At 68.7% G+C, this 25,012-nt stretch carries 25 protein-coding genes; 12 read left to right on the forward strand and 13 right to left on the reverse strand.

All coding sequences use genetic code 11. The features are described 5' to 3' along the window. Positions 1–4 precede the first annotated feature (4 nt). Positions 5–472 carry a MarR family winged helix-turn-helix transcriptional regulator gene (locus NC595_RS01490; protein WP_425493040.1) on the reverse strand — a complete coding sequence of 156 codons (468 nt, stop codon included), beginning with the start codon at positions 470–472 and terminating at the stop codon, positions 5–7. A 322-nt stretch (positions 473–794) separates the two neighbouring features. On the opposite strand from NC595_RS01490, the gene NC595_RS01495 reads away from it, so the two are divergent. Genes NC595_RS01495 through NC595_RS01505 form a run of 3 tightly spaced genes read left to right on the forward strand, consistent with a single transcriptional unit; the run spans position 795 to position 2,933 of the window. Then, positions 795–1,667: an MBL fold metallo-hydrolase gene (locus NC595_RS01495; RefSeq protein WP_253564399.1), complete on the forward strand. Its 873-nt coding sequence runs from the start codon at positions 795–797 to the stop codon at positions 1,665–1,667. Positions 1,668–1,687: 20 nt separating this feature from the next. Further along, a complete protein-coding gene (locus tag NC595_RS01500; RefSeq protein ID WP_253564401.1) occupies positions 1,688–2,113 on the forward strand; it encodes a protein tyrosine phosphatase family protein in 426 nt (141 codons plus the stop codon). 40 nt (positions 2,114–2,153) lie between these two features. After that, the gene (locus NC595_RS01505; RefSeq protein ID WP_253564403.1) at positions 2,154–2,933 is read left to right on the forward strand and encodes a sulfite exporter TauE/SafE family protein; all 780 of its coding nucleotides are present in this window, start codon (positions 2,154–2,156) and stop codon (positions 2,931–2,933) included. Between the two features lie 29 nt (positions 2,934–2,962). Here the strand turns inward: NC595_RS01505 and NC595_RS01510 are convergent, their stop codons facing one another. The 3 genes from NC595_RS01510 to NC595_RS20445 form a co-directional block, all read right to left on the reverse strand. Next, on the reverse strand, positions 2,963–5,407 hold the full coding sequence (locus tag NC595_RS01510; RefSeq protein ID WP_253564405.1) for a S9 family peptidase: 2,445 nt from the start codon (positions 5,405–5,407) through the stop codon (positions 2,963–2,965). A gap of 106 nt (positions 5,408–5,513) precedes the next feature. Continuing rightward, on the reverse strand, positions 5,514–5,855 hold the full coding sequence (locus NC595_RS01515; protein WP_253564407.1) for a helix-turn-helix domain-containing protein: 342 nt from the start codon (positions 5,853–5,855) through the stop codon (positions 5,514–5,516). Positions 5,856–5,876: 21 nt separating this feature from the next. Beyond that, positions 5,877–6,167: a helix-turn-helix domain-containing protein gene (locus NC595_RS20445; RefSeq protein ID WP_253565714.1), complete on the reverse strand. Its 291-nt coding sequence runs from the start codon at positions 6,165–6,167 to the stop codon at positions 5,877–5,879. On the opposite strand from NC595_RS20445, the gene NC595_RS01525 reads away from it, so the two are divergent. The 5 genes from NC595_RS01525 to hemC all read left to right on the forward strand — a co-directional run bounded on the left by NC595_RS01525 (position 6,094) and on the right by hemC (position 10,193). Next, entirely contained in the window at positions 6,094–6,624 is a 531-nt protein-coding gene (locus NC595_RS01525) for an isochorismatase family protein (RefSeq protein ID WP_253564408.1), read from the forward strand. The two genes, NC595_RS20445 and NC595_RS01525, sit on opposite strands and share 74 nt — an antisense overlap. An 83-nt stretch (positions 6,625–6,707) precedes the next feature. Next, entirely contained in the window at positions 6,708–7,376 is a 669-nt protein-coding gene (locus tag NC595_RS01530) for an alpha/beta hydrolase (protein ID WP_253564409.1), read from the forward strand. Between the two features lie 34 nt (positions 7,377–7,410). Next, the gene (locus NC595_RS01535) at positions 7,411–8,454 is read left to right on the forward strand and encodes a sensor histidine kinase (RefSeq protein WP_253564410.1); all 1,044 of its coding nucleotides are present in this window, start codon (positions 7,411–7,413) and stop codon (positions 8,452–8,454) included. 10 nt (positions 8,455–8,464) lie between these two features. Further along, positions 8,465–9,169 (forward strand): LytR/AlgR family response regulator transcription factor, encoded by a 705-nt coding sequence (locus NC595_RS01540; protein WP_253565675.1) that lies wholly within the window; start codon positions 8,465–8,467, stop codon positions 9,167–9,169. A 103-nt stretch (positions 9,170–9,272) separates the two neighbouring features. Further along, a complete protein-coding gene (gene hemC / locus NC595_RS01545) occupies positions 9,273–10,193 on the forward strand; it encodes a hydroxymethylbilane synthase (RefSeq protein WP_253564411.1) in 921 nt (306 codons plus the stop codon). A gap of 73 nt (positions 10,194–10,266) precedes the next feature. Here hemC and NC595_RS01550 read toward each other — a convergent pair whose 3' ends face one another. Both NC595_RS01550 and NC595_RS01555 read right to left on the reverse strand, forming a co-directional pair. Continuing rightward, positions 10,267–11,100 (reverse strand): DUF481 domain-containing protein, encoded by an 834-nt coding sequence (locus NC595_RS01550; RefSeq protein ID WP_253564413.1) that lies wholly within the window; start codon positions 11,098–11,100, stop codon positions 10,267–10,269. Positions 11,101–11,186: 86 nt separating this feature from the next. Beyond that, positions 11,187–11,999 (reverse strand): hypothetical protein, encoded by an 813-nt coding sequence (locus NC595_RS01555; RefSeq protein ID WP_253564415.1) that lies wholly within the window; start codon positions 11,997–11,999, stop codon positions 11,187–11,189. Positions 12,000–12,203: 204 nt separating this feature from the next. Here NC595_RS01555 and NC595_RS01560 point away from each other — a divergent pair, with 204 nt between their 5' ends. Then, positions 12,204–13,178 (forward strand): helix-turn-helix transcriptional regulator, encoded by a 975-nt coding sequence (locus tag NC595_RS01560; protein WP_253564417.1) that lies wholly within the window; start codon positions 12,204–12,206, stop codon positions 13,176–13,178. A gap of 25 nt (positions 13,179–13,203) precedes the next feature. On the opposite strand, the gene NC595_RS01565 is transcribed toward NC595_RS01560, so the two are convergent. Then, positions 13,204–14,979 carry an SLC13 family permease gene (locus tag NC595_RS01565; protein ID WP_253564418.1) on the reverse strand — a complete coding sequence of 592 codons (1,776 nt, stop codon included), beginning with the start codon at positions 14,977–14,979 and terminating at the stop codon, positions 13,204–13,206. 231 nt (positions 14,980–15,210) lie between these two features. On the opposite strand from NC595_RS01565, the gene NC595_RS01570 reads away from it, so the two are divergent. After that, on the forward strand, positions 15,211–16,176 hold the full coding sequence (locus tag NC595_RS01570) for a patatin-like phospholipase family protein (protein ID WP_253564420.1): 966 nt from the start codon (positions 15,211–15,213) through the stop codon (positions 16,174–16,176). Between the two features lie 6 nt (positions 16,177–16,182). Here NC595_RS01570 and NC595_RS01575 read toward each other — a convergent pair whose 3' ends face one another. The 6 genes from NC595_RS01575 to NC595_RS01600 all read right to left on the reverse strand — a co-directional run bounded on the left by NC595_RS01575 (position 16,183) and on the right by NC595_RS01600 (position 20,472). Continuing rightward, a complete protein-coding gene (locus NC595_RS01575; RefSeq protein WP_253564421.1) occupies positions 16,183–16,551 on the reverse strand; it encodes a DUF488 domain-containing protein in 369 nt (122 codons plus the stop codon). A gap of 78 nt (positions 16,552–16,629) precedes the next feature. Next, positions 16,630–17,346 (reverse strand): glycosyltransferase family 2 protein, encoded by a 717-nt coding sequence (locus NC595_RS01580; protein ID WP_253564422.1) that lies wholly within the window; start codon positions 17,344–17,346, stop codon positions 16,630–16,632. A gap of 116 nt (positions 17,347–17,462) precedes the next feature. Further along, the gene (locus NC595_RS01585; RefSeq protein WP_253564423.1) at positions 17,463–18,329 is read right to left on the reverse strand and encodes a ParB/RepB/Spo0J family partition protein; all 867 of its coding nucleotides are present in this window, start codon (positions 18,327–18,329) and stop codon (positions 17,463–17,465) included. 2 nt (positions 18,330–18,331) lie between these two features. After that, positions 18,332–19,180, reverse strand: a complete 849-nt coding sequence (locus NC595_RS01590; protein ID WP_253564424.1) for a ParA family protein — start codon at positions 19,178–19,180, stop codon at positions 18,332–18,334. A 40-nt stretch (positions 19,181–19,220) separates the two neighbouring features. Then, the gene (rsmG, locus tag NC595_RS01595; protein WP_253564426.1) at positions 19,221–19,877 is read right to left on the reverse strand and encodes a 16S rRNA (guanine(527)-N(7))-methyltransferase RsmG; all 657 of its coding nucleotides are present in this window, start codon (positions 19,875–19,877) and stop codon (positions 19,221–19,223) included. A gap of 136 nt (positions 19,878–20,013) precedes the next feature. After that, the gene (locus NC595_RS01600) at positions 20,014–20,472 is read right to left on the reverse strand and encodes an SPFH domain-containing protein (RefSeq protein WP_253564427.1); all 459 of its coding nucleotides are present in this window, start codon (positions 20,470–20,472) and stop codon (positions 20,014–20,016) included. Positions 20,473–20,911: 439 nt separating this feature from the next. On the opposite strand from NC595_RS01600, the gene NC595_RS01605 reads away from it, so the two are divergent. Both NC595_RS01605 and NC595_RS01610 read left to right on the forward strand, forming a co-directional pair. Further along, positions 20,912–21,952 carry a LacI family DNA-binding transcriptional regulator gene (locus NC595_RS01605; protein ID WP_253564429.1) on the forward strand — a complete coding sequence of 347 codons (1,041 nt, stop codon included), beginning with the start codon at positions 20,912–20,914 and terminating at the stop codon, positions 21,950–21,952. 35 nt (positions 21,953–21,987) lie between these two features. Continuing rightward, a complete protein-coding gene (locus tag NC595_RS01610; protein ID WP_253564430.1) occupies positions 21,988–24,996 on the forward strand; it encodes a TonB-dependent receptor in 3,009 nt (1,002 codons plus the stop codon). The last annotated feature ends 16 nt before the right edge of the window (positions 24,997–25,012 follow it).

Raw genomic sequence — 25,012 nt, forward strand, 5'->3', positions numbered from 1 at the left:
GGGGTCAGGATTTGTCGCGGAGCGCGTACAGCACGCGCTCCAGATAGTCGTGGAGCTGCTCGCGCTCGATGGCGCTCAGCGAACGTTGGGCCGCTTCCAGCACGCGGTCGTTGCACGGCGTCATCTGTTGCCACAGGGCATCGCCGGCCGCGGTGAGCTCGATGCGCAGCGCGCGGCGGTCCTGCTCGTGCGGCGTGCGGCGCAGCAGACCCTTGGCCTCGAGCTGGTCGAGCTGGCGGGTCATCGCGCCACCATCCAGCTCGACGGCGCGGGCCAGTTCGCTCGCGCTCATCGGGCCCAGCTTGGCCAGCTTCTTGAGGATCAGGAACTGGGTGAAGCGAAGGCCGATCTGCTGCGCAGCCAGCTCCGATTCCATCGCACGGACGATCTCGGTGCGGACCAGGCCCAGCAGCACGCCCAGACTCTCAGCGGGGCCCTTGGCGATCGAACAGGAGTGCGTGGCGGTATTCATGGCCGCGCATTCTATTGCCTCGAGTTTATTTGTCAAGGCAAATATCTATATCGCAGTCTTTGGGCGGGCAAAATTTCGATGAGCTCAATTTCGCAGGAAGTGGAAGCCTCGGGTGCGGCCCGGGTGCTGCCTCCGGTAACGGTCCGGCCATCGCGAGCGGCTTTCCCGACGCCGCTGCCGCGCCGGCGGGCGCAGCAGCGGGCGGGCCATCACCGCCATCCTTGAATATTCGAATATGCTAATATAATGTTCCAGCGAAGGCGCTGTCCGCCTCAGATTGATTGCCCACCCCGCGTCACCGATGCCGGTCCAGGAGCAGGAAATGGCCTCGCAGCGCCCCGATGTGAAAGCGTTCTTCGACGAACCGTCCAACACCTTCAGCTACGTGGTGTCCGATCCGGGCACCGGCCGCGCCGCGGTGATCGACAGCGTGCTCGACTACGACGCCGCTTCGGGGCGCACCCGGCACGACTCGGCCGACGCCATCGTCGCCTGGGTCCGCGAGCACGACCTGAGCGTGGACTGGGTGATCGATACCCACGTGCATGCCGACCACCTCTCTGCCGCGCCGTACATCCAGCAGGAGCTGGGCGGCAAGCTCGGCATCGGCGCACACATCCGCACCGTGCAGGAGACTTTCGGCAAGCTGTTCAACGCAGGCACCGGGTTCGCCCGCGACGGCAGCCAGTTCGACCACCTGTTCGTCGACGGGGAGGCCTACAAGGTCGGCGGGATCGAGGCGGTGGCGATCCACACCCCGGGGCATACGCCCGCCTGCATGACCCACGTGATCGGCGACGCGGCCTTCGTCGGCGACACCCTGTTCATGCCCGACTACGGCACAGCGCGCTGCGACTTCCCGGGCGGCGATGCCGCCACGCTGTACCGCTCGATCCGCAGGATCTTCGCGTTGCCGGATGCCACGCGCATCTTCCTCTGCCACGACTACAAGGCGCCGGGCCGCGATAGCTATGCGTACGAAACAACCGTGGGTGCGGAAAAGCGACACAACCTGCACGTGCACGAAGGCATCAGCGAAGCCGAGTTTGTCGCCATGCGCACCGCGCGCGACGCCACGCTGGCGATGCCGAAGCTGATCCTGCCCTCGGTACAGATCAACATGCGTGCCGGGCACAAGCCGCCGCCGGAAGCCAACGGCGTCAGCTACCTGAAGATTCCCCTCGATGCGCTCTGACGCGCCGGAGTAGACGCACCATGGACATCCGCCCGCTGACCGACACGCTGAGCGTGTCCCCGCAGATCGCCCCGTCCGACCTGGCCGAACTGGCCGCACGCGGTTTCCGCACCGTGATCAACAACCGTCCCGATGGCGAGGAGCCCGGCCAGCCGACGTCATCGGCCATCGCCGCGGCCGCTGCGTCCGCCGGACTGGCCTATCGCCATATCCCGGTGGTGCCGGGGCAACTGCAGGAAGCCCAGGTGGACGGCTTCGCCGTGGCGCTCGCCACGCTGCCGGGACCGACCCTCGCGTACTGCCGCACCGGCACCCGCTCGACCACGCTGTGGGCGCTGCAGGCGGCGCGCCGGCTGCCTGCCGACAGCGTGCTTGCCAGCGCCCGCGAGGCCGGTTACGACCTGTCCGGGCTTGCGCCGCGGCTGGCCGCCATGCGCCGCGACTGAGCCCGGCCATCCCCTCCCAAACCCGAGCGAGATCCCGTCGATGCCGGCATTCGACCTGGTCCAGACCCTCATCGCGATCGCCTGCGGCTCGGCCGTCGGCTTTTCGCTGGCGCTGATCGGCGGCGGCGGCTCGATCCTCGCCGTGCCGCTGCTGCTCTACGTGGTCGGCGTACACGATCCGCATCTGGCGATCGGCACCAGCGCGCTGGCGGTGGCGGTGAACGCGTTCGCCAACCTGATCCCGCACGCGCGGGCCGGCCACGTGCGCTGGAAGGCGGCCTTCATCTTCGCCGCCACCGGCGTGGTCGGCGCCTTCATCGGCTCGACCATCGGCAAGGCGGTGAACGGCCAGCGCCTGCTGGTGCTGTTCGCGCTGCTGATGATCGTGGTGGCGGTACTGATGGTGCGCGGCCGCGGGCGCGGCGGCCCGGACCGTTATCCGCTGCCGCACACCAACCCGCGGCTGGCCGGGGTGGGCCTGGGTGCCGGCGCGCTGTCCGGCTTCTTCGGCATCGGCGGCGGCTTCCTGATCGTGCCGGGGCTGATGCTGGCCAGCGGCATGGAGATCATCCACGCCATCGGCACTTCGCTGTTCGCGGTGGGCGCGTTCGGCCTCACCGCGGCGGTGAACTACGCCCGTTCCGGCCTGATCGACTGGCCGGTCGCCGGCGCCTTCATCGGCGGCGGCGTGGTCGGCGGCTGGCTCGGTGCGCTGGGTGCGAAGCGGCTGGCGAAGACCCGCGGTGCACTCAACATCGTGTTCGCCGGGGTGATCGTCGCCGTCGCCGTCTACATGCTGGTGCGCTCGCTGCGCGGCTAGGCCGTTCCCGGCCTGCCGCGCAGCACGTTTCACGGCGTCGCCGGGCGGTTCTTCACCCAGGTGGTGAACAGCTCGTGGATGCGGCGGTACTCGTCGTACCACGAGTCCGGATGGACGAAGCCGTGCCGCTCCAGCGGGTAGAGCGAGATCCAGAAGTTCTTCTTGTGCAGCTCGATCAGGCGCTGGTACAGGCGGATCGAGTCGGCGGTCATCACGTTGTCGTCGATCAGGCCGTGCTCGATCAGCAGCGGGTCCTTCAGGTTCGCCGCGTACTCGATCGGCGAGCTGGTCTTGTACGCCTCGGGATCGATCTGCGGGTCGTTGAGGATGTTCGAGGTGTACTCGGCGTTGTAGGTAACCCAGTCCGACGGCGGACGCAGCGCCGCGCCCGCGGCGAACTCGCCCGGCGCACGCAGCAGCGCCATCTCGGTCATGAACCCGCCGTAGCTGCCGCCGTAGATCCCCACGCGCTTCGGGTCGACGCCGTGCTGCTTCACCAGCCAGGCCTTGCCGTCCAGGATGTCCTCCAGCTCCGGATGGCCCATGTGCCGGTAGATCGCCACGCGCCACGCGCGGCCGTAGCCCTCCGACGCGCGGTAATCCATGTCCAGCACCACGTAGCCCTCGCGCACCAGCAGGTTGTGGAACATCTGTTCGCGGAAGTAGTAGGTGGAACCCAGCGTCACGTCCTGGGTATAGCCGGCGCCATGCACGAAGATCACCGCCGGGCGCGAGGCCGGCGCGTCGGTCTCGTTCGCCGGACCGTAGTACTTGGCGTAGATCACCCCGGCCCCGTGCGAGGAGGGCACCTGGACGATCTTCGGCGCGATCCAGTGGTGCGCCATGTAGGCCGGCTTCATGGTGTCGGTCAGCTCGCGCGGCGCGCCGCCCGCGGCCGGCAGCACCGCCAGCTGGTCGAACACGTAGGGCGCCGAATGCAGCACCGCCAGCTGGCTGCCGTCCGGCGAGAGCACGAACTGGTCCATGCCCTGGTACTGCGTGAGGCGGGTCAGGTCGCCGCCCGTCGAAGGCACGCGGTAGACGTCGTAGCTGTACGGCGCCACGCGGTTGGAGCGCACGTAGAACCAGCGGCCGTCCTCGCTCAGCTGCGGGTGGCTGATCTCGAACTTGCCCGCGGTGAGCGGCTTCGCCTTGCCGTCCAGCGGCTTGACGTAGAGCTGCGACCAGCCGGTCTGCTCGCTCAGGTACCACAGCGTGCGGTTGTCTTTCAGCCAGCCGAAATCGTTGAAGTTCCAGTTGATCCAGGCGTCATCGTGCAGGCGCTGCTGGTTGACCAGTGCGTGTTTGGTGAAATCGACGCTGGCGATCCAGCGGTCCTTGTTGTCGACCGCGCGCAGCTGGATGGCAAGCTGGGAGCCGTCGTCGCTCCACACGATGCCGCCGCCGGAACCGTCGTTGTCGCCGGACACGATGTGTACCGGACGGACCTTCGGCGCCTTCAGCGCCTCGGCGCCGGCGCTGTCGCCGGCCTTTTCGCGGGCGGCGATCGCCTTGGCGCGCAAGGCCTTCAGCGGATCGTCCTTGATGCCGGGCAGCACGGCGGTGTCGAGGTTGTAGGTGGCGTGCCTGGACAGGTCCAGCAGCAGCAGCGACTGCGCGATCGGATCGTTGCGACCGACGTAGGTGCGCGCGTCCTGGGTCTCGGTGTAGCCCGAGTCGGTGACGTAATGGATCACCTTCGGCGCCTCGCCCTTGGGCGCGCCCTTCGGCTCGGTCACCACCAGCATCCAGCGTCCGTCGGGCGACAGCTCGGTGTCCACCGCGGTGATCTTGTCGCCCAGCCAGAACGGTTCCGGTGCGCGACCGGGATCGGCCGCCTCCAGCGTCTTCTGGCGCGCGCGCACGGCGTCCTTGTCGGCCTTGATCTGGCGCAGCGTGCTGAACAGGTCGAGCTGGTGCTCGCGCAGCGTATTGGGCTTCTCCGCGTGCGGATCGTCGGCGAACTTCAGCACCGCGGCCGGGCCGCTGACGCCGCTGGCCAGGTCGTAGCTGTACCAGTCGTTGCCCTGGCGGTACTGCAGCGCGTGGCCGTCGGCGGAGAACTGCGGCGCGGACTCGTCTTCCGGCGTACGGGTCACCTGGGTGCGGCGGCCGCTGGCGAGGTCGACCAGGAACACGTCGCCGTGGCGGATGAACGCCGCGTGGGTGTGGCTACGGTCGTACACCGCCGGGCCGTCGGCCTGCGCCACCGCTGCTGGGTCCAGCTTCCCGCCGCGACCGGTGGCCGGATCGACGCGATAAAGGTCGCGCACCGGGCCGCCGTCACGCTGCACCTGGTAGTACAGCGAACGTCCGTCGACGCTCCAGTACGGCGACTCGACCGGATGCCCGATCCAGTCCGGGTTGGCCATGATGGTTTCCATGTCCAGGTGGCCGGCGTTGGCGGCGGGACTGGCGGCATGGGCTGGCAGCACGAGCAGGGCGACGAGGCCCGCGAGCACGGTTCGGTGCATGGGTGGCTCCACGGTGGCAATCCACTGAGCGTACCCAGCCGCGATGCGCCGTGCCTACCGCCCAAGGTCATGGTCGGCGCACGCAAGGAATTTCGTACACGGCCTCTCAGCGGCCGCGGAATTCGCGCCGGTAGGCCGAGGGCGTGGTATCGAACGCTGCCGCGAAGTGCTGGCGCATCGACAGCGGCGTGCCAAAACCCGCGCGCTCGGCGATGCGCTCCACCGGCTGGTCGGTGGTCTCCAGCAGCCGCTGGACCAGCGCCAGTCGCTGCCCCAGCAACCACTGGCTCACGGTGGTACCGGTGTGGCGACGGAAATGACGGGTAAAGCTGCGCCGGCTCATCGCCGCGCGGGCGGCGAGCGTGTCCAGGCTGTGTGGCAGGTCCAGATGGCCGTTTGCCCAGTCCAGTGCGCGCTGCAACGGTCCGGGCTCGGCGCGCGCGGGCACCGGCTGTTCGATGTACTGCGCCTAGCCGCCCTGGCGGTGCGGCGGCACCACCATCCGGCGTACGATGCGGGCCGCAGCGTCGGCGCCGCACAGGCGTCGCACCACATGCAGGCAGCAGTCGACGCCCGCAGCGGTACCGGCCGAGGTCACCACCGGGCCCGCGTCCACGTAGAGCACGTCGGGCTCCAGCTTGACCTGCGGAAAGCGCTGCGCGAACAGGCCGGCACCGACCCAGTGCGTGGCGGCACGGCGCCCGTCCAGCAGTCCGGCGTCGGCGAGCACGAACGCGCCCAGGCACAGGCCGACCAACAACGCCCCGCGCCGGTGCGCCGAAGGCTCGCATAGCTGGCAATTGCACCCGGCCGTTGCGGGTAGGCCGCATGACCACCTGGTGCGCAAGCGGCTGCCCAGCGCATTCACCGGCACCGACCTCGGCGACTGGCTGCGCGCGCGCGGCATCGACACGCTGGTGGTGACCGGCTACATGACCCACAACTGCAACGACACCACCATCAAGCACGCGTTCGATGCGGGGCTGCAGGTGGAATTCCTGATGGACGCGTCCGGCAGCGTGCCTTATGCCAATCGTGCCGGCACGGCCAGCGCGGAGGAGATCCACCGGGTGTTCGCCGTGGTGGCGCAGTCGCGCTACGCGGCAGTGCTCACCACGGCCGAATGGATCGCGTGCGTGCGCGAAGGGCGGTTGCCCGAACGCGACACGATCCATGGTTCGCACCAGCGGGCGCTGGCATCGGGACAGCCTGCCTGAGGCACAGCGATAGCTTTCCCGGCTGGCGGGACGGACGGGCATCGTGGAGACTTGGGCGCCTTCCCGTTCCCCGAGTCCAACGCATGAGCCTGCTGCCCACCGTCGAGCGTGAAACCGGTGCCGACCCGACCCACAGCGTGATCTGGCTGCATGGCCTGGGCGCGGACGGCAACGACTTCGCGCCGATCGTGCCGGAGCTGGTGTCGCCGCAGTGGCCGGCGCTGCGCTTCGTCTTCCCGCACGCGCCGGTACGTCCGGTGACGATCAACGGCGGCATGCCGATGCGCGCCTGGTACGACATCCTCGGCTTCGACCTGATGAGCCGGCAGGACGCGACCGGCATGCGCGCGTCGATCGAAGCGGTGGAAGCGCTGGTCGCCCGCGAGCACGAGCGCGGCGTGCCCAGCGAGCGGATCGTGCTGGCCGGCTTCTCGCAGGGCGGCGCGATCGCGTTGGCGGCGGGCCTGCGCCACGTGCAGCGACTGGCCGGCATCGTCGCGCTTTCCACCTATCTGCCGCTGGCCGACACGCTGGCCGCCGAGCGCAGTCCGGCGAATGCGCAGGTGCCGATCTTCTGGGGTCACGGCACGATGGACCCCGTCGTCGCCCTGCAGCGCGGCCTCGATTCGCGCGCCGCGCTGGAGGCGCTGGGCTATGCGATCCAGTGGCACACCTACCCGATGCCGCACTCGGTCTGCGCCGAGGAGATCGCCGACCTGCGCCGCTGGTTCGACGCGCGACTGGCCGGCTGATCGCTACCCCCGGTCGTACGGCATACTGCGACCAATGCCGTCCGCGACCGCACCCCGCCCCGCCAGCCCGCTGCCGGATTTCTGCGGCCTGCCGGCGCTGTTCGCGATCCTGCTGGTCGGCGCGCTGGCGGTCACCGTGATGTGGCTGGCACCGGATACGCGCTTCAGCTGGCGGGGCTACAGCGTCGCCATGGCGTTCGTTGCCTGGCTGGCGATGCTCGAGACGCTGGCGCTGTGCAAGGCGAGACCCTGGCTGGAACGCCTTTCGGGCTGGATGCCGTATGCCGGCGTCTGGCTGGTGATCGTACTGGTGGTGATCGCCGCCAGCCTGGCGGGCCGCTGGCTGGACCGGGTGCTGGGTCTGGCCCTGGTCGACGGTGGCTACATGCGCTTCGCCCGCGCCAACGTGCTGGTAGCCGCCCTGCTCGCCGCGGCGATGCTCCGCTATTTCTATGTATTGGGGCAGTGGCAGCTGCGACTGGCTGCGGCCGCCCAGGCGCAGGTCGCCGCGCTGCAGGCGCGCATCCGCCCGCACTTCCTGTTCAACAGCATGAACACCGTGGCCGCCCTGGTGCGGGTGGATCCGGACGCGGCCGAGCGCACCATCGAGGACCTGTCCGAACTGTTCCGCGCGGCGTTGGGAGAGCAGGGCGGCGGCGACGACACGCTGGCCGAGGAATGGGCGCTGGTGGATCGCTACCTGGCGATCGAGCAGCTGCGGCTTGGCGGGCGCCTGCACGTGCATCGCGAACTGGACACGCTTCCGCCGGACTTTCCGCTGCCGCGCCTGCTGCTGCAGCCCCTGGTGGAGAACGCCGTGCGGCACGGCATCCAGCCGCTGCGCGAAGGAGGCGAGATCCGGTTGGAGGGACACGTCGACCAGGGCACGCTGGTGATCGAAATCAGTAATCCGCTGCCGGCCGCCCCCACGCCACGGGGCAACGGACAGGGCCTCGACAACGTGCGCCAGCGGGTCGCCTATCGCTATGGCGCGCGCGCGCGGGTGGAGGCCGGACCGGTGGGCGATCGCTTCGTGGTGCAACTGCGCCTGCCGGCCTCCGGTGGACGCGATGGCTGAGCACGACCCGATGCGCGTGCTGATCGTCGACGACGAGCCGCTGGCGCGGATGCGCCTGGCGGCGCTGGTCGGGCAGTGCGAAGGAGCCGAGGTGGTAGGGCAGGCCGGCGACGGCGAGGCGGCGCTGGCGGCGATCAGCGAGCTTTCGCCCGACGTGCTGCTGCTGGACATCAACATGCCCGGGCTCGACGGCACCGCGCTGGCGCGCCGGCTGGGCCACCGGGTGGGGCCCCACGTGGTGTTCTGCACCGCTTACGAGAATCACGCGGTAACCGCCTTCGAACTGGGCGCGGTCGACTACCTGCTCAAGCCGGTGCGGCTGGACCGGCTGCGCGAGGCGCTGGCGCGCGCCGGGCGGCGGAGGGAGGCGGCGCCGAAACGGGCTCCCGGCTACCTGCACGCCCGCCAGCGCGGCGAGGAAGTGCGCATCGCGCTGGACGAGGTGATCGCGCTGCAGGCCGAGGACAAGTACGTCGCGGTCCTGCACGGCGGCGGCGAACTGCTGATCGAGGAATCGCTGCGCCAGCTCGAGGAGGCCTACCCCGACCAGCTGATCCGCCTGCACCGAAGCTGCCTGGTGCCGCAGTCACGGCTGGTCGGGCTGAAGACGCTGGGCGACGGACGCACGCTGGCCCGGCTGGCGGGCAGCGAGCTGCAGCCGGAGGTCAGCCGGCGCAACCTGCCCGCCGTTCGCCGACTGTTGCGCATGGGCTGAGCCGCCGACCCCGGGGAGACCTTGCGCCGCACTGCCCCACCGGCGCGAATGCGGGACAATGCATGCTTCCACCGCGCCGTTCCCATCATCCGCCGAGGCCCGAATGACCCCGACCACGCTGCGTATCGCCACCCGCAAGAGCGCACTCGCCCTATGGCAGGCCGAGCACGTCGCCGCGCAACTGCGCGCAGCGCATCCCGGGCTGGAGGTGGAGCTGGTGCCGATGAGCACGCGCGGCGACGAGGTCCTCGACCGGCCGCTGGCGGCGATCGGTGGCAAGGGACTGTTCCTGAAGGAACTGGAAGTGGCGATGCTCGAGGATCGCGCCGACCTCGCCGTGCATTCGCTCAAGGACGTCCCGGCCGAACTGGAACCCGGCTTCGCGCTGCCAGCGATCCTGGCACGCGCGGATTGCGCCGATGCCTTCGTCAGCAACCACTACCAGGATCTGGCGGCGCTGCCGCAAGGCGCGCGGGTCGGCACCTCCTCATTGCGCCGGCAGGCGCAGCTGCGCGCGGCACGACCGGACCTCGAATTGCTCGACCTGCGCGGCAACGTCGGTACGCGCCTGGCCAAACTCGATGCCGGCGATTACGACGCGATCCTGCTGGCCTGTGCCGGCCTGGACCGGCTCGGCCTGTCCAGCCGCATCCGCAGCCTCCTGGTCGCTCCGGACTGGCTGCCCGCACCCGGCCAGGCCGCCATCGCGATCGAGGCGCGCGACGACCGGCCCGACGTACTCGAGTTGCTGCGCGCGCTGGACGACGCCGATACCCGGCTGACGGTGACCGCCGAGCGCGCGATGAACCATGCGCTGGGAGGCAGCTGCTCGGTCCCGGTCGGCGCGTGGTGCATGCGCAGCGAAAAGGGCTTGCACCTGCGCGGTCTGGTCGGCGATCCGCACGGCGGCAGCCTGCTGCACGCCCATGCCGACGGATCGGAACAGGCACCGGAGGCGCTGGGCCGCGCCGTCGCCGAATCGCTGCTGGCACAGGGTGCGGCGGCCTTCCTCGACCGACACTGAGCGCAAGGTTCCGCCCACAAAAAAGCCGGCGGCCTGAGCCGCCGGCTTTTTCGCGCCACCGGAACCGCCTGCGTCAGAAGTTGTAGACGAGGTTGGTGGTGGTCAGCGTATCGGTGCTCTTGGTGCCCGGCTGGGTATCGCTGTTGTAGCGCACCTGGAAACCGAGCTTGAGCGCCATCTTCTTGGTCATGCTGACCGACAGGCCGGCGTCGTTCTGGTAGTACTTGTTCTTCGAACCCGCTTCGGTCAGCAGGGTGTCTTCGAACGCCGTGTTGTCGGTCAGGCGGTACTTGAAGTTCGCCAGACCGCGCGCCACCGCCTCGCCCTGGGTCGGCTGGCGCACCTTCAGGGTCGTGCCGTTGACGTCCTGCTGCTCGTCGGCCGGCCGGTACCGCTTGTAACCGGGACCGATTTCGAACGACAGCTCGGTACGCTGGCTCTTCAGGGCGATGTATCCGTAGCCGAGCGACACCGTGCCCTGCCACAGGTTGGCGCCGAAATCGTCGTGCTCGTAGCGCAGGGCACCGACGATGTAGCTGCGCGGGTCCAGCTTGTAGCCAACCGAGGCTCCGCTGTCGTAGCGGTTGGCCGTGGTGCTGAAGCGGTTCACGGTGTTGCCGGCGGCATCCGTGACACTTACCTCACCCTTCGAACGCAGGCCGTTGAGGAAGAAGTTGTTGCGCCACAACTCGTTTTCCTGACTGAGACCGAGCTTGGCGTTGAGGTTCTCCGAGCGCGAGTTGCCGCGGGCAGAGGCGAAGCCGAATTCGCCCGAGCCGCTCCAGCCACCGTTGTCGGTGGCACTGGCATCGGACCCGGCGGCAGCGCCGCCGGCAGTGGTTTGGGCGTGCGCATGGCCGGCCATCAGCGTGGCGGCCAGCAGGAGAGTAAGCGGGGTCTTGTTCATCGAGGGGACGATCCGATTGTTAAACAAACGTAACCGATTACCTTAACGGATCGCGTTGAATCCGTTGTGAACCAATGGCGCGCCCGTCATCCCGGGCAGGGCTCGGCGTTGCGTGCGCACTCGCGCCGATAGAGCCACTGTTCCCAGCCGCGCCCGACGAGATTGCTGACCGCCGCGATGGCCGCCAGCAGGCCGCTGGCCTGCCAGCGATCGGCAAGCAGCAGGGCCACGCACGGCAAGGCGTGGCTGAGCACGGCCGCGACGAACCGCCCCTTCGGCAGGCGGGCCGGTGCCCGCGCATCGTCTGCGCCCCCCGCGCGCAGCGTATGCCAGCGCATGCCCTCGATCAGCCCCAGCAGCAAGGCCATGATCATCAGCACCAGCAGCCATGACTGGTGCTCGGGCAGCGCCGGACCGACCGGCACGTTGCTGTCGGCGGCCACGCACAACCACAGCCACAAGCCGCCACCGAACAGTGCAGCCATCACCCGGCCCGCCGGCAGGGCAGCGACCGGCGCCGAACCCGGTACGCGGCCGGGCAGTCGACGGGTGCTGTAGAGCAGGTGCCCCAGGCAGGCCATCATCAGCACGGCGCCCGCCAGCCGGGTGGCCCAGAAATCGTTGTCGCCGCGGGTCAGCCCCGCCACGGCCAGCATCGGCAGGTAGGTCGCCAATGCCGTCAATGCTTCGCGCGTTGGGCGGGCGTTGCGACCCGGCCACCAGCCGTACCAGTCCGGTGGTCCTGCCCGGCGTAGGCTGGCCACCACGAGCCCAGCGCTGACCAGCACCAGGCCGATCAGCAACGGCACCAGCGACTCGCCGCGCCCGCTGCGGTAGATGCCGAGGGCGAGCCCGATGCCCTGCAGGGCCCAGATGCCGTAGCCGGTGTCCGCGGTCACCTGCAATGCGACGGCGAGCGCCCCCGGGGCGGGGGACGGGCGGGCGGGCGACCCGGTTTCGGGAACGTCGAGAGGTACTGGCATCGTGGAGTTTCTCGGGCGGGGAAGCGGAGTGGGAGCGCCGAAGGCACACCGGGGAACTCGGGCTTGCGGCCGTCACGGGGCGTGCCCATGCTACACAACGCCTCCCCTCGACGATATGCCATGGACCGCTACGAGCGCATTCTCACCCTGCATCGACTGCTCAAATCCGCACATTACCCCGTGCCGCTGCCGCGCCTGATGGACGAGTTGGAGTGCTCGCGCGCCACGCTTTACCGAGACATCGCGTTCCTGCGCGACGCCCTGGGCGCGCCGATCGAAAGCGGTGGCGGCGAGCAGGCGGCCTTTCGCTACGAGGTGGGTGAGGGCGAGCGTTTCGAATTGCCGGGCCTGTGGCTGACCTCCGACGAGCTGGCGGCCTTGCTGGCGCTCAACGAGCTGATCGGGCGCAGCGGACCGGGGGTGCTGGCCGGCGCGCTGGCGCCGTTCAAGGCACGCATCGAGGGACTGCTGTCCGACCAGGGCAGCGGCAGGGCGCTGCCGATCGAGCGCATCCGCGTGATCGCCTGGGGCGAGCGCAGGCTCGACCAGCAGGTGTTCCGCATCACCGCTGGCGCCGTGCTCGAACGCCGCCAGCTGCGCTTCCGCTATCGCGCGCGCACCACCAACTCGGACAGTCGCCGCACGGTTTCGCCGCAGCGGCTGACCCACTACCGCGACAACTGGTATCTCGATGCCTGGGACCACGATCGCGAGGCACTGCGCAGCTTCGCGGTGGACCGCATCCTGGAGCCGCATGCGCTGGACGAGCGGGCGATCGACGTCGCCGACAGCGACCTCAACGAGATGCTCTCCTCCAGCTACGGCATCTTCGCCGGCAAGCCCAAGGCCTGGGCGACGATCCGCTTTTCCGCCCATGCGGCGCGCTGGGTCGCGGACGAGCACTGGCACTCGCAGCAGAAGGGCGAATGGTTGCCCGACGGCCGCTACGAGCTGCAGGTGCCCTACTCGAACTCGCGCGAGCTGCTGATGGACGTGCTCAAGTACGGGCCGGATGCGGAGATCGTGGCACCGCTGCCGCTGCGCGAGGAGATGAAGATCATGCTGCAGCTGGCGCTGACCGGCTACACCCGTTGACCCCGGCCGGTGCCGGCCGTGCCGCTCAACGGGTGAGCGGCTGGAACGGCCAGAAGTGCGGGATCAGCCACATCGACAGTGCGCAGAACAACACGATCAGCGGGATGCCCACCCGCATGAAATCGGTGAAGCGGTAGCCGCCGGCGTAATAGACCATGGTGTTGGTCGGATAGCCGACCGGCGTGGCGAACGAGGTGGCCGCAGCGAACGCCACCGCCACCACGAATGGCCGCGGATCCACGTGCATCGCGTGCGCCACCGAGGCGGCGATGCCGACCATCAGCACCACCGACGGGTTGTGCCCCATCAGCTCGGTGAGCAGGGCGGTGAGCAGATAGACCATGAACAGCGCCGCCAGCGGTCCGTGGCTGCCGACCACGGCCATCCCGGCGTGCACCACGGCGGTGGACAGGCCGCTCTTCTCGATCGCCACCCCCAGCGGCAGGATCGCGCCGAGCAGGATCACGATCTTCCAGTCCATGCCTTCGTAGACATCCTTGCGGCCGAAACAGCCGGCCAGCGCCATCGCGGTGGCGCCGCAGATCGCCGCGATCGGGATCGGCAGCCAGCGCAGCCCCGAGGCGACGATCACCCCGGCCATGATCGCCACCGCGTAGAGCGCCTTGCGTGGCGTCCTGTGTGCGTTCTCGCGCTCGCTCAGCACGATCAGCGACTCGTCGTTGCGCAGGTTGGACATCGCCTCTTCCGGCACCAGCACCAGCAACACGTCGCCGACCGCCAGCACCACGTCGCTGAGCTTCTCGCGCAGCACCTGGCCACGGCGGTGGATCGCCAGCGCCACCGCGTCGTAGCGCCAGCCGATGCCGGTCTCGCCGAAGCGCCGACCCTCCAGCGCGCTGGCCGGCGCGACCATGATCTCGGCCAGCACCCGCTGGCGATCGTCGGTATGCGCGTAATGCCCTTCCGGCGCATTGCGCAGGCCGGCTTGGCGGCGGAACTCCTCGATCTTCTCCCAGTCGCCGCGCACCAGCAGCACGTCGCCGCGGGCAATCTTCTGCGACCGCGGCGACCAGGTGCGACGATCACCCCGCAGCAGTTCCAGCGGGTAGACGCCGTAGCGCTCGCCCAGGCTGGCATCGGCGATGCTCTTGCCGAGCAACGAGGAGTGCTCGGTGACTTCCAGCTCGGTGACGTACTTGCCGATCTCCACCTGCACCGGCATGTCGGTGTGGATGTGGCGCGGCAGCAGCCAGCGGCCGACCAGCATCAGGTAGACGATACCGACCACCGCCAGGATGGCACCCAGCTCGGTGAACTCGAACACGCCGAACGGCGGCATGCCCTGCTTCTGCGCCAGCGTGTCGGCCAGCAGGTTGGACGAAGTGCCGATCAGCGTGCATACGCCGCCCATCTGCGCGGCGAACGCCATCGGCATGAGCACCCGGCCAGGCGAGGTCCCGGTGCGCTGACACACCTTCAGCGCCAGCGGCAGGAAGGTGGCGACCAGGGCAATGTTCTTGATGAAGGCGCCCAGCGGAGCGATCGCCAGCATCAGCGCCAGGGTGAGCAACCACGGCCGGCGGATCTTCATCAGCAGCCGGCTCAGCGGCTCCAGCGCACCGGAGCGCTCGATGCCCATGCTCAGCGCGAACATCGCCGCCACGGTCACCGTCGCCTCGTTGCTGAAACCGCTCAGCGCCTCCGCCGGGCTGACCACGCCCAGGATCACCAGGGCCGCCAGCGCCATCAGCGCCACCAGGTCGATGCGCACCTTCTCGCTGGCGAACAGCGCCATCGCAGCGACGATCACCGCCACCGTGGCCCAGGCCTGCCAGCTCATGCGCCTTCCCCGGGGACAACGGATCGCCGGGCAGCCGCGCGGAGCGGTCGTCGCAAGAGGTATCGCATCAAGACAGAACTTCCCAGGGAGACAGACCGGCGCCTGGTGCGAACCGACCGCGGCGGACCGTCGGTCGGCCTTCCGCGCGGTCGCCGCTGCGGCGCCTTTCTGGCATCGTACGGAAACCGGGCGTTTGCACAACGTTATGAAGCGCCCTCCCGCTGCGACGCCATGGCCGACAACGATCCTCCCGGGCAGGACATCCAGACCACCGCGCGCGCCGGCGGCGCGTCGAGCCGGCCCACGGTGGCGCTTGCGCTCGGCGCCGGCGGCGCCAAGGGGCTTGCGCACATCGGCGTGATCGAGGAGATCGAGGCGGCCGGCTACGAGATCTCGGCGATCGCCGGCAGCTCGATGGGCGCGCTGATCGGGGGCATCTACGCGATGGGCAAGCTGGACGTCTACCGCGACTGGGTGTCCACCCTGGCCAAGCTCGACGTGCTGCGCCTGCTGGACTGGACCTTCACCGGCGGCGGCCTGATCAAGGGCGAGAAGATCATCGGCACACTGCGCGAGCTGATCGGCGACGTGCACATCGAGGACCTACCACTGGCCTACACGGCGGTAGCCACCGACCTGGAGCGCGAGCGCGAAGTGTGGCTCACCCGCGGCTCGCTGTTCGAGGCGATCCGGGCGTCGATCGCCATTCCCACCATCTTCCGGCCGCATCGCGTGGGCGGCCGGCTGCTGCTCGACGGCGCGCTGCTGAACCCGGTGCCGGTGACCCCGCTGATCCGCGAGCGCGCGGACTATCTGTTCGCGGTCAGCGTGGACGGGCCGGCCGAAGGCGCCCGGCCGGACCCCGCGGTAGCGGTCGACGACGAAAACCACCGCGGCCGGCTCGGCGAGTGGCTCGGCAAGTTGTTGCCGGCCGGCAACGGCACGCCCCGCGATGCCGCGCCCGGTGCACTTGAGCTGCTCAACCAGTCGATGGACCTGATGCAGGCCAACCTGTCACGCCTGCGGCTGGCAGCCTATGCGCCGGACCTGCTGATCCAGATGCCGCGCGACGTGTCCACCGCCTTCGAGTTCTACCGCGCGAAGGAGCTGATCGAACTCGGACGCGACCGGGCGCGCCAAGCGTTGCGCGGCTGGCACGAGCGCGAGGGGGCGGTGCCCGCGGGCATGCCCCGCTAGGCCGTCTCAGCGCGGCCCATGGCCGTGCAGCCAGCATTCCAGATAATCCTTGAGCACCAGCGCATGGTTGTGTTCTTCGTCGCGCGCGGCATAGAGCAGGGTCAAGGGCCGGTGCACGGCCTGGTCGGCCAGCGGTCGCCAGTACTCGGCAAGATCATCCAGCTCCGCGGCATAGCGATGGCGGAAGGCCTCCCAGCGCGCGGGCTCATGACCGAACCAGCGTCGCAGCGCGGCCGACGGCGCCACCTCGCGGATCCAGCCATCGAGCCCGGCGGCGTCTTTGCGCACGCCTCGGGGCCACAGCCGGTCGACCAGCACCCGCCGACCGTCAGCCGGGTCGGGCGGAAGATAGATGCGTTTGACCCGGATGCGCATGCGCCGCCCCGCGTCCCAGGGAAAGCGCGAGCTTACGCCTGAAGCGGATGGTGGCGGGCTAAGCCGGCGTGAAGCCGGTTACAGCTCCTCGACCGCGGTGACCTTGCCCCGGCGCATCAGCCAGGCCACGCCCCGCAGGTCGGCCAGGCCGACCCACAGGCGATCGAGCATGCCGTACTTCGACGTGCCCGCGGTGCGCGGGCGGTGCCCCACCGGCACACTGGTGCTCTGGAAGCCGGCGCGCTTGACCAGCGCCGGCAGGTAGCGGTGCATGTGGTCGAAGTAGGGCAGGCGCAGGAACACCTCGCGCTCGAACAGCTTCAGGCCGCAGCCGGTGTCCGGGGTGGCGTCCTTGAGCATGCGCGAGCGCACCGCGTTGGCGATCTTCGAGGAGATCCGCTTGTTGAAGCTGTCCCGGCGCGTGGTGCGCCAGCCGGCGAACAGCCGCACCGCCGGCGCGGCGTCGGCGCGCGCGGCGAGCAGCTTGGGGATGTCGGCCGGGTCGTTCTGGCCGTCGCCGTCCAGCGTGGCGATCCACGGCGACTGCGCCGCGCGCACGCCGTTCCACACCGCCGTGCTCTGGCCCGAACGGGTGACGTGGTGCAGCACGCGCAGCTCCGGGTGCTGCGCTTTCTGCGCGGCCAGCACCTGGCGACTGTCGTCGGTGGAGTCGTCGTCGACGTAGATCACCTCGTAGTCGACCTGGCCACGCAGGGCGGCGGCTATCTCGGCGAGCAGGGGCGGGATGTTGTCGCGCTCGTTGAAGACGGGGACGACGACGGAAAGCTGGGGCATGGGTCGGGCCTTGGAATGACGCGCCGCGGCGGCAGGCAGCGCAAGAGTTTACCGCCTGGCGGGCACGACCGCCCGGCACCGGCGCGACGGAACCGCGCCGCGTCGCCGACGGGCGATCAGCGGATCTTGCCGAGGATGCCCTCGAGTTCGTCGTTGCTGTGGTAGTGGATCACCAGCTTGCCGCGGCCGCCGCGGCTCTGCGCCAGCTCCACCCGGGTGGCGAAGCGCTCGGCCAGCTCGCGCTCCAGCGCGTCGATGTTGGGATCTCGCGCACCGGCCGCCTTGGCCTTGCCCTTCGGCGCGCTCTGCGCCTTGCGCGCGGCATCCTCCAGCTCGCGCACGCTCCAGCCCAGCGTGGAGGCTTGGCGCGCCAGCGGCACGGCAGCCGCCTCATCCAGCGTGAGCAGGCATCGAGCGTGGCCCATCTCCAGCTTGCCCTCGTCGAGCAGCTTCTTGATCGCCGGGGGCAGGTCAGTCAGGCGCAGCAGGTTGGACACCGCGGCGCGCGAGCGACCCACCGCGTCGGCCGCCTGCTGGTGGGTGAGCTCGAAATCCTCGATCAGCCGCTTCAGCGCGTCGGCCTCTTCCAGCGGGGTCAGGTCCTGGCGCTGGATGTTCTCGATCAGCGCCATCGCCGGCACGGCGACTTCCGGCACGTCTTTCACCAGCGCCGGGATCTCGCTCATCTGCGCCCGCTGCGCAGCGCGCCAGCGTCGCTCGCCAGCGATCAGCTCGTAGCTGTTCTTGCCCAACGCGCGGACCACCACCGGCTGGATCAGGCCTTGGGCCTTGATCGAGGCGGCCAGCTCGTCCAGCGCCTCGTCGTTCCAGTGACGCCGCGGCTGGTACTTGCCGGGCTGGATCTGCTGGATCGGCAGGGTGCGCAGCTCGCCCTCCTGCTCGATCACCGACGGGGCGCCGGCTCCATCGCCGCCCAGCAGGGCATCGAGCCCGCGTCCCAGTCCACGCTTCTTCGCAGCCATGCTTACTCCTGGTGAAGATCGATCGTCGCGTCGTGCGCGGCGGTCGGGTCGTCGTGCATTTCGCCCAGCGCGGCGAGCGCCGCCTGGGCGCCGCGCTCGCGGCGGATGATCTCGCCGGCCAGCCCTATGTAGGCGATCGCACCGCGCGAGCTGCGGTCATAAAGGTGAATCGGCTGGCCGTGGCTGGGCGCCTCGGCCAGGCGCACGTTGCGCGGAATGATCGAACGCAGCACCTTGTCGCCGAAGTGCTGGGTCAGCTGTGCCGAGACCTCGTTGCCCAGGTTGTTGCGCACGTCGTACATGGTGCGCAGCAGGCCCTCGATCTCCAGACCCGGGTTCAGCCGTGCCCGCACCGCCTTGACCGTGTCGAGCAGGCTGGACAGGCCCTCCAGCGCGAAATACTCGCACTGCACCGGGATCAGCAGCCCGTCGGCCGCGGTCAGCGCGTTGAGCGTGAGCAGGTGCAGCGAGGGCGGGCAGTCGATCAGGATCGTGTCGTACTTGCCGGCCACCTTGGCCAGCTGTTCCTTCAGCCGGCTCTCGCGCGCCAGTGCGTCCATCAACTTGAGCTCGGCCGCGGTCAGGTCGCCGTTGCCCGGCAGCAGGTCGTAGTGCGCCGCGGTGGTGACGATGGCGCGCTCGATCGGCGCCTCGTCCAGCAGCACCTCGCAGCCGTTCGGCTTGGCCTGGTTCTTGTCCACACCCGAGGCCATCGTCGCGTTGCCCTGCGGATCGAGGTCGACCAGCAGCACCTTGCGCTTGGCCGCCGCCAGCGCAGCGGCAAGGTTGACGGCGGTGGTGGTCTTGCCGACGCCGCCCTTCTGGTTGGCGACAGCGATGATGCGTGCCATGGGTCGTCGTTACCGTGCGCGGACGAAAAGGGCAGGTAGATTAACAGGCTGCCGGGGCCGAAGCGGGCCCCGCATGGCGGATTACCGCGAGGTGGCGTTCGCCCTCCAGCCCGGGCACGGCCAGCGTGTGCATCGAGGCCAGCCCGAAACCCGGCGGCAGCGCCTCCAGCTCGTCGTCGGGCCGGCGCCCCTTCATCGCCAGCCAGGTCCCGCCCGGGGCCAGCAAGTGGCCGCCCCAGCCCAGCATGTCGGCCAGGGTGGCGAAGGCGCGGGCGGTGATGCACTCGAACCGGCCCTGCACGTCCTCCACCCGCGACTGCACCGCCTGCACGCCCTCCAGTTTCAGGCTGCGGATCGCCTCGCGCAGGAAGCGGACCTTCTTGCCGTTGGAATCGACCAGGGTGATGGCCCGACCTGGCGCGGCAATCGCCAGCACGATGCCCGGCAGCCCGGGGCCAGTGCCCAGATCGGCCAGCGTCGCCCCGGACACGAACGGCAGGATCGCCAGCGAGTCGAGCAGGTGTCGGGTCACCATCTCGGCCGGATCGCGCACCGCGGTGAGGTTGTAGGCCGCGTTCCAGCGCACCAGCAGGTCGAGGTAATCGAGCAGCCGCGGCACGGCGCCGGGCGGGAGCTGCAGACCGAGCGTGGCGATGCCCTGTTCCAGGCGGTGTTGCAAGGCGGCGCGATCGGTCATGGTGGGTCCAGGCAGGCGGTTTGGCCGACGAGTATCGGGCGTGCTCCGGGCAAAAGAAAACCCGCCGGAGCGGGTTCGCAAGTACGCAAAGTCCCCTTCGCGCCGCCGCTCTGGGGCGGCTCGGCGCGCTTCGGATTCAGGCGATTTCCAGCTCCACCCGCGTGATCATCAGACCACGCTCACGCAGGGCACCGTTGAGCGCCTGCTTCATGCGGCTGCCGAGATCGCGGCGATCGCCAGCGACAAGCGGCGACTCGCCGAGCGCGGCCAGCGCGCCGCAACGGATCAGCTGGGGTGCCTCGTCGATGGTGGCTTCGGCACGCTCGGGCTCGAGCACCTGCCAGTACACGGTGCCGCGCAATTCGTGGCTGTCGGCCTGCGGTTGCTCGAAGCGCAGCACCTGGCCGCCCAGATCGATGCGGTGGCCTATGCGATCCAGACCCGGCACCACCCAGTGCGTACCCGGCTCCAGCAGGCGCAAAGGCTGGCCCCGGCGATACAGGCTGTGGACCTGGCCGATCGGCACCCGACGCATCGCGGCGGCGATCACGCCGGCGGCGACTGCGATGATGGCGATGGCCAAGGTCAAGTTCATAAGAGTCAGTGAGTTGCAGAGTTTTATTGCTCAAACTTTCATGACAAGCATACAGGTGCATGTATGCGCTTTGATTAATTTAAATTTAACGGCACTACAAGTCCAGCACCCGGACTGTGACGGGCAGCACGCCGCGGATGGCGGATGGGCGCCTCCACCCCGATATCGGCGGACCGAGCGGGTGCTTGAGGCATCCCGCCCCAGCGCCGTCGGTGGGTGAGGAAGACTTCTTGCTGCGTCGCGGGATATCACTCCGCGCATGTGATCCAGTTCAAAAACGAATCCCGGCGGGCGTTTCCGGCGACGCGCCAGCCGTTTCGGGGATTTTTCCTTATCGCAGCGCAGCAAATCTTTGTTTTGCAAAAGCTTTACAAGCTTCGATGAAAACGTTTACGTTCCACCCCGGCGCAGGGGACCGGCGCGGCAAAAAGGCGGAATCGTGACGACAGTGACCATCAAAGACGTGGCGCGGGAGGCCGGCGTGTCCGTGGCCTCGGTGTCGCGTGCGCTCAATGGCACCGGCGGCGTCACGGCCGAGACCGAGAAGCGGATCCGCGATGTCGCCGCGCGACTGCGCTACATCCCCCACGGCGCGGCACGCAGCCTGATCACCCGCCGTACGCACACCATCGGGGCGCTGTTGCCGGACATGTACGGCGAGTTCTTCTCCGAGCTGATCCGCGGCATCGACCTGGCTGCGCGCGCCCGCGGCCTGCACCTGCTGGTGTCCAGCGCGCACGACGGCGTGGAAGATGCCGCTGCCGCGTTGCGCACCATGCGCGGACGGGTCGACGGCATGATCATCCTGTCGCCGCGCGCCGACGCTTCGTTCCTGCACACCAACCTGCCCGAGTCGCTGCCCACGGTGCTGCTCAACAGCCCGCTGCGGGGTCCGCGCTACCCGGTGCTGAACATCGACAATCATGGCGGTGCGCACGCCATGGTGCGGCACCTGGCGGTCGAACGCGGCTATCGCGACATCGCTCTCGTCGCCGGTCCACACGACAACTACGACGCCCAGCAGCGCGAAGAGGGCTATCGCGCGGCGATGGCGGAATTCGTACCCGGTGCCTCGTTGCGCATCATCCGCGGCGAGTTCACGGAGGAGTCGGGGTACCGCGCGGGCTGCGAAATGATGGCCTCGGGGAAGCTCCCGCGAGCGGTGTTCGCCGCCAACGACATGATGGCGATCGGCTGCCTGCTGGCACTGCGCGAGGCCGGCGTGCGCGTGCCCGAAGAAGTCGCGGTGACCGGCTTCGACGACATCCCCATCGCCCGCTACATCACACCTGCATTGACCACGGTGCAGGTGCGCATCGTGGACCTGGGACGGAGTGCCCTCGAGCGACTGGCCGCGCTGCTGGATGCACCCGACCAGGCCACCCCGCCGGAAGCCGACACGCTCGGTTGTCACGTCGTGGTGCGTGACAGCTGCGGCGCACGTCCGCCCGGCAAGACATCGACCAAGAAAGCCCGCTAAGGGCACAACAGAATCATCCCTTTGGGAGGGAAGTCATGAAGGCGCCACTGCATCTGAAGAGAAAGCTGCTTGCGAGCGCCATCGCCACCACGGTGGTGGCGATCGGCGCGGCACCCACCACCGCCTGGAGCCAGTCGGCCTACGCGACGCTGCGCGGCAAGGCCTCGCCCGGCGCGACGGTCACGGCATTCAACCCGGCCACCGGCACCACCCGCCGCACCACCGCCAGCGGGGACGGCAGCTACACGCTGACCGGCCTGCCGCCGGGCACCTACCAGGTCGACGCCGGCCCGGGCACGCAGCAGAACATCAAGCTCACCGTGGCCTCCACCGCCACGCTGAACTTCGGCGCAGCTGCGGGCCCGGCGCCCTCTACCGCGAACGCCACCAATCTCGGCGGCGTCACGGTATCGGCCACCACGCTGCAGGAAGTGAAGACCTCCGAAATCGCCACCACGATCTCGCAGCATCAGATCGACACCATCCCGCAGATCTCGCGCAACTTCCTCGAGTTCGCCGACACCGTGCCGGGCATGGTGTTCAGCGTGGACTCCAGCGGCCACACCTCGCTGCGCGGCGGTGCGCAGAACAACAGCTCGGTGAACGTCTACATAGACGGCGTCGGCCAGAAGAGCTACGTGAAGGAGGGCGGCGTCAGCGGCCAGTTCTCCAGCCAGGGCAACCCGTTCCCGCAGCTGGCGATCGGCGAGTACAAGGTCATCACCTCGAACTACAAGGCCGAGTACGACCAGATCTCGTCCGCCGCGGTGACCGCCGAAACCAAGTCGGGTACCAACGAATTCCACGGTGAGGCCTACTACACCTACACCAACGATGGCCTGCGCGCGCGCACGCCTGCCGAGGCAGCGGCCGGTACCAAGACGAAGTCGCACGAGAAGCAGTACGGCTTCGCGATCGGGGGGCCGATCATCAAGGACAAGATGCACTTCTTCTTCGCCTACGAGCCGAAACGGTTCGACACGCCGACCACGGTGGTACCAGGCGTGACGGGGGTGACCAACCTGCTGCCGGCGAGTGTCGCGGCGCAGGAAGGACCGTCGAACCTCCCGTTCAAGGAAGACCTGTACTTCGGCAAGATCGACTGGGAGCCGACCGACCGCGACCGCTTCGAGTTCAGCGGTCAGGTCCGCAAGGAAGACCAGTACGACAACATCGGCGGCGCGACCGCGGCCAGTGCGGGTATCGACACCAAGAACAACGATACCCGCCTCGCGCTGCGCTGGCAGCACAGCGGCGAAAGCTACTTCAACGAGGTGCTGCTGACCCACGAGAAGGCGTACAACAACCCGACTTCGCTCGGGAGCGGCAACGGTTCGGTCTACACCTTCGAGCCGCTGCAGGACGCCACCATCCTGATCACCGGCTCGGCCAACGCGCTGGCGACCCAGAAGAAGGGCCAGAAGGGTCCGGCGATCCAGGACGACCTGACCTTCAATGACCTGGAGTGGCACGGCGACCACGTCGTGAAGATGGGCGTGAAGTACAAGGAGGTCACCCTCAACGCGCAGGACGCGGGCCTCTCCAATCCCCAGTTCTTCTACAACGTCACCACCAGCGGAACCAGCAGCACGCCGTACAAGGCGTTCTTCCCGAACCCGGTGGCCGGCCTCAACCCGGTGGCGAAGTCCAAGGACAAACAGCTGGGCATGTACATCCAGGACGACTGGGCGGTGAACGAGAAGCTGACCCTGAACCTGGGCGTCCGCTGGGACTATGAGCGCAACCCGTCGTACCTGAACTATGTGACCCCGGCGAACGTGATCGCCTCGCTGAACGGCCCCAACCCGGATCCGGCCGCGCCGGCCGGACAGACCTATGCGCAGGCGCTGGCCCTGGGCGGCATCAACGTCAACGACTACATCAGCAACGGCCACAACCGGAAGGCGCAGAAGAACGAGTTCCAGCCGCGCCTGGGCTTCTCCTACGACATCAACGGCGACGAGGAGCACGTGATCTTCGGCGGTGCCGGCCGCGCCTACGACCGCGACCTTTACGATTACCTGCAGCTGGAGCTGACCAAGTCGGCGCTGCCGGAATCCACCGTCTACTTCACCGATCCGGCGACCGGCCTGTGCAAGAACGGCGGCACGCCCTGCTTCGCCTGGGACCCGGCCTACCTCGGTGGCGTCGGCACGCTGCAGTCGCTGGTGTCGACCACCAACGCCGGCAACGAAGTGGACATGATCAACAACAAGCTGAAGGCACCGTATTCGGACCAGTTCAGCATCGGCATGCGCAACAAGCTCGGCGACTGGAACACCAGCGCCACCATCGCGCGCATCCTCAGCCACGACGGTTTCGCGTTCACCCTGGGCAACCGCTATCCGGACGGCGCGTTCTTCCACAGCAACGGCCAGCCCTGGGGCAACGGCGTACCGGGCTTTGGCGGACTGATTCTCGGCAACAACGGCATCGAGACGCGCACCACCCAGCTGCTGCTCTCGGTGGACAAGCCGTACGACAAGGAGTCGGGCTGGGGTGCCACCTTCGCCTACACCTATACCAAGGCGACCCAGAACCGCGACATCAACGAGCACTACTCGTTCGACGAGGCGACGATCGGGAATTACCCGTTCATCACGTCCAACGCGGCTTCGAAGCACCGCTTCGTCGCCACCGGCGTGATCGACGTGCCGTGGGGCATCACGTTGTCGGCCAAGGTGACCCTGGCCACGCCGATCCCGGGCAACACCATCGGCTGCTACAACTTCACCTTCCCGACCGGCAGCCACTGCACGCCGCAGGCGGGCATCCCGGGCGGCAACGGGCGGTTCCTGATCGGCGGCAAGGTGTTCGGCTATCGTGACGTGGACTTCCAGGCCACCAAGGACTTCGACCTGGGCCACGGCATCTCGATCTACGGCCGCTTCGACCTGCTGAACGCGTTCAACTTCCGGAACTTCTCGGACCAGCTGTACTACTTCGGCGCAACACCCAGCGACCTGGTCGTGAGGTACAACACCACCGGCAACATCACGTTCGTCCCGCGGACGTTCAAGCTGTCGGTCGGCATGCGGTTCTGATCCATCCGCGACGCCG

It is taken from the genome of Dyella lutea (assembly GCF_024158035.1).
In the GTDB taxonomy this organism is placed as follows: Bacteria; Pseudomonadota; Gammaproteobacteria; order Xanthomonadales; family Rhodanobacteraceae; genus Dyella_A; species Dyella_A lutea.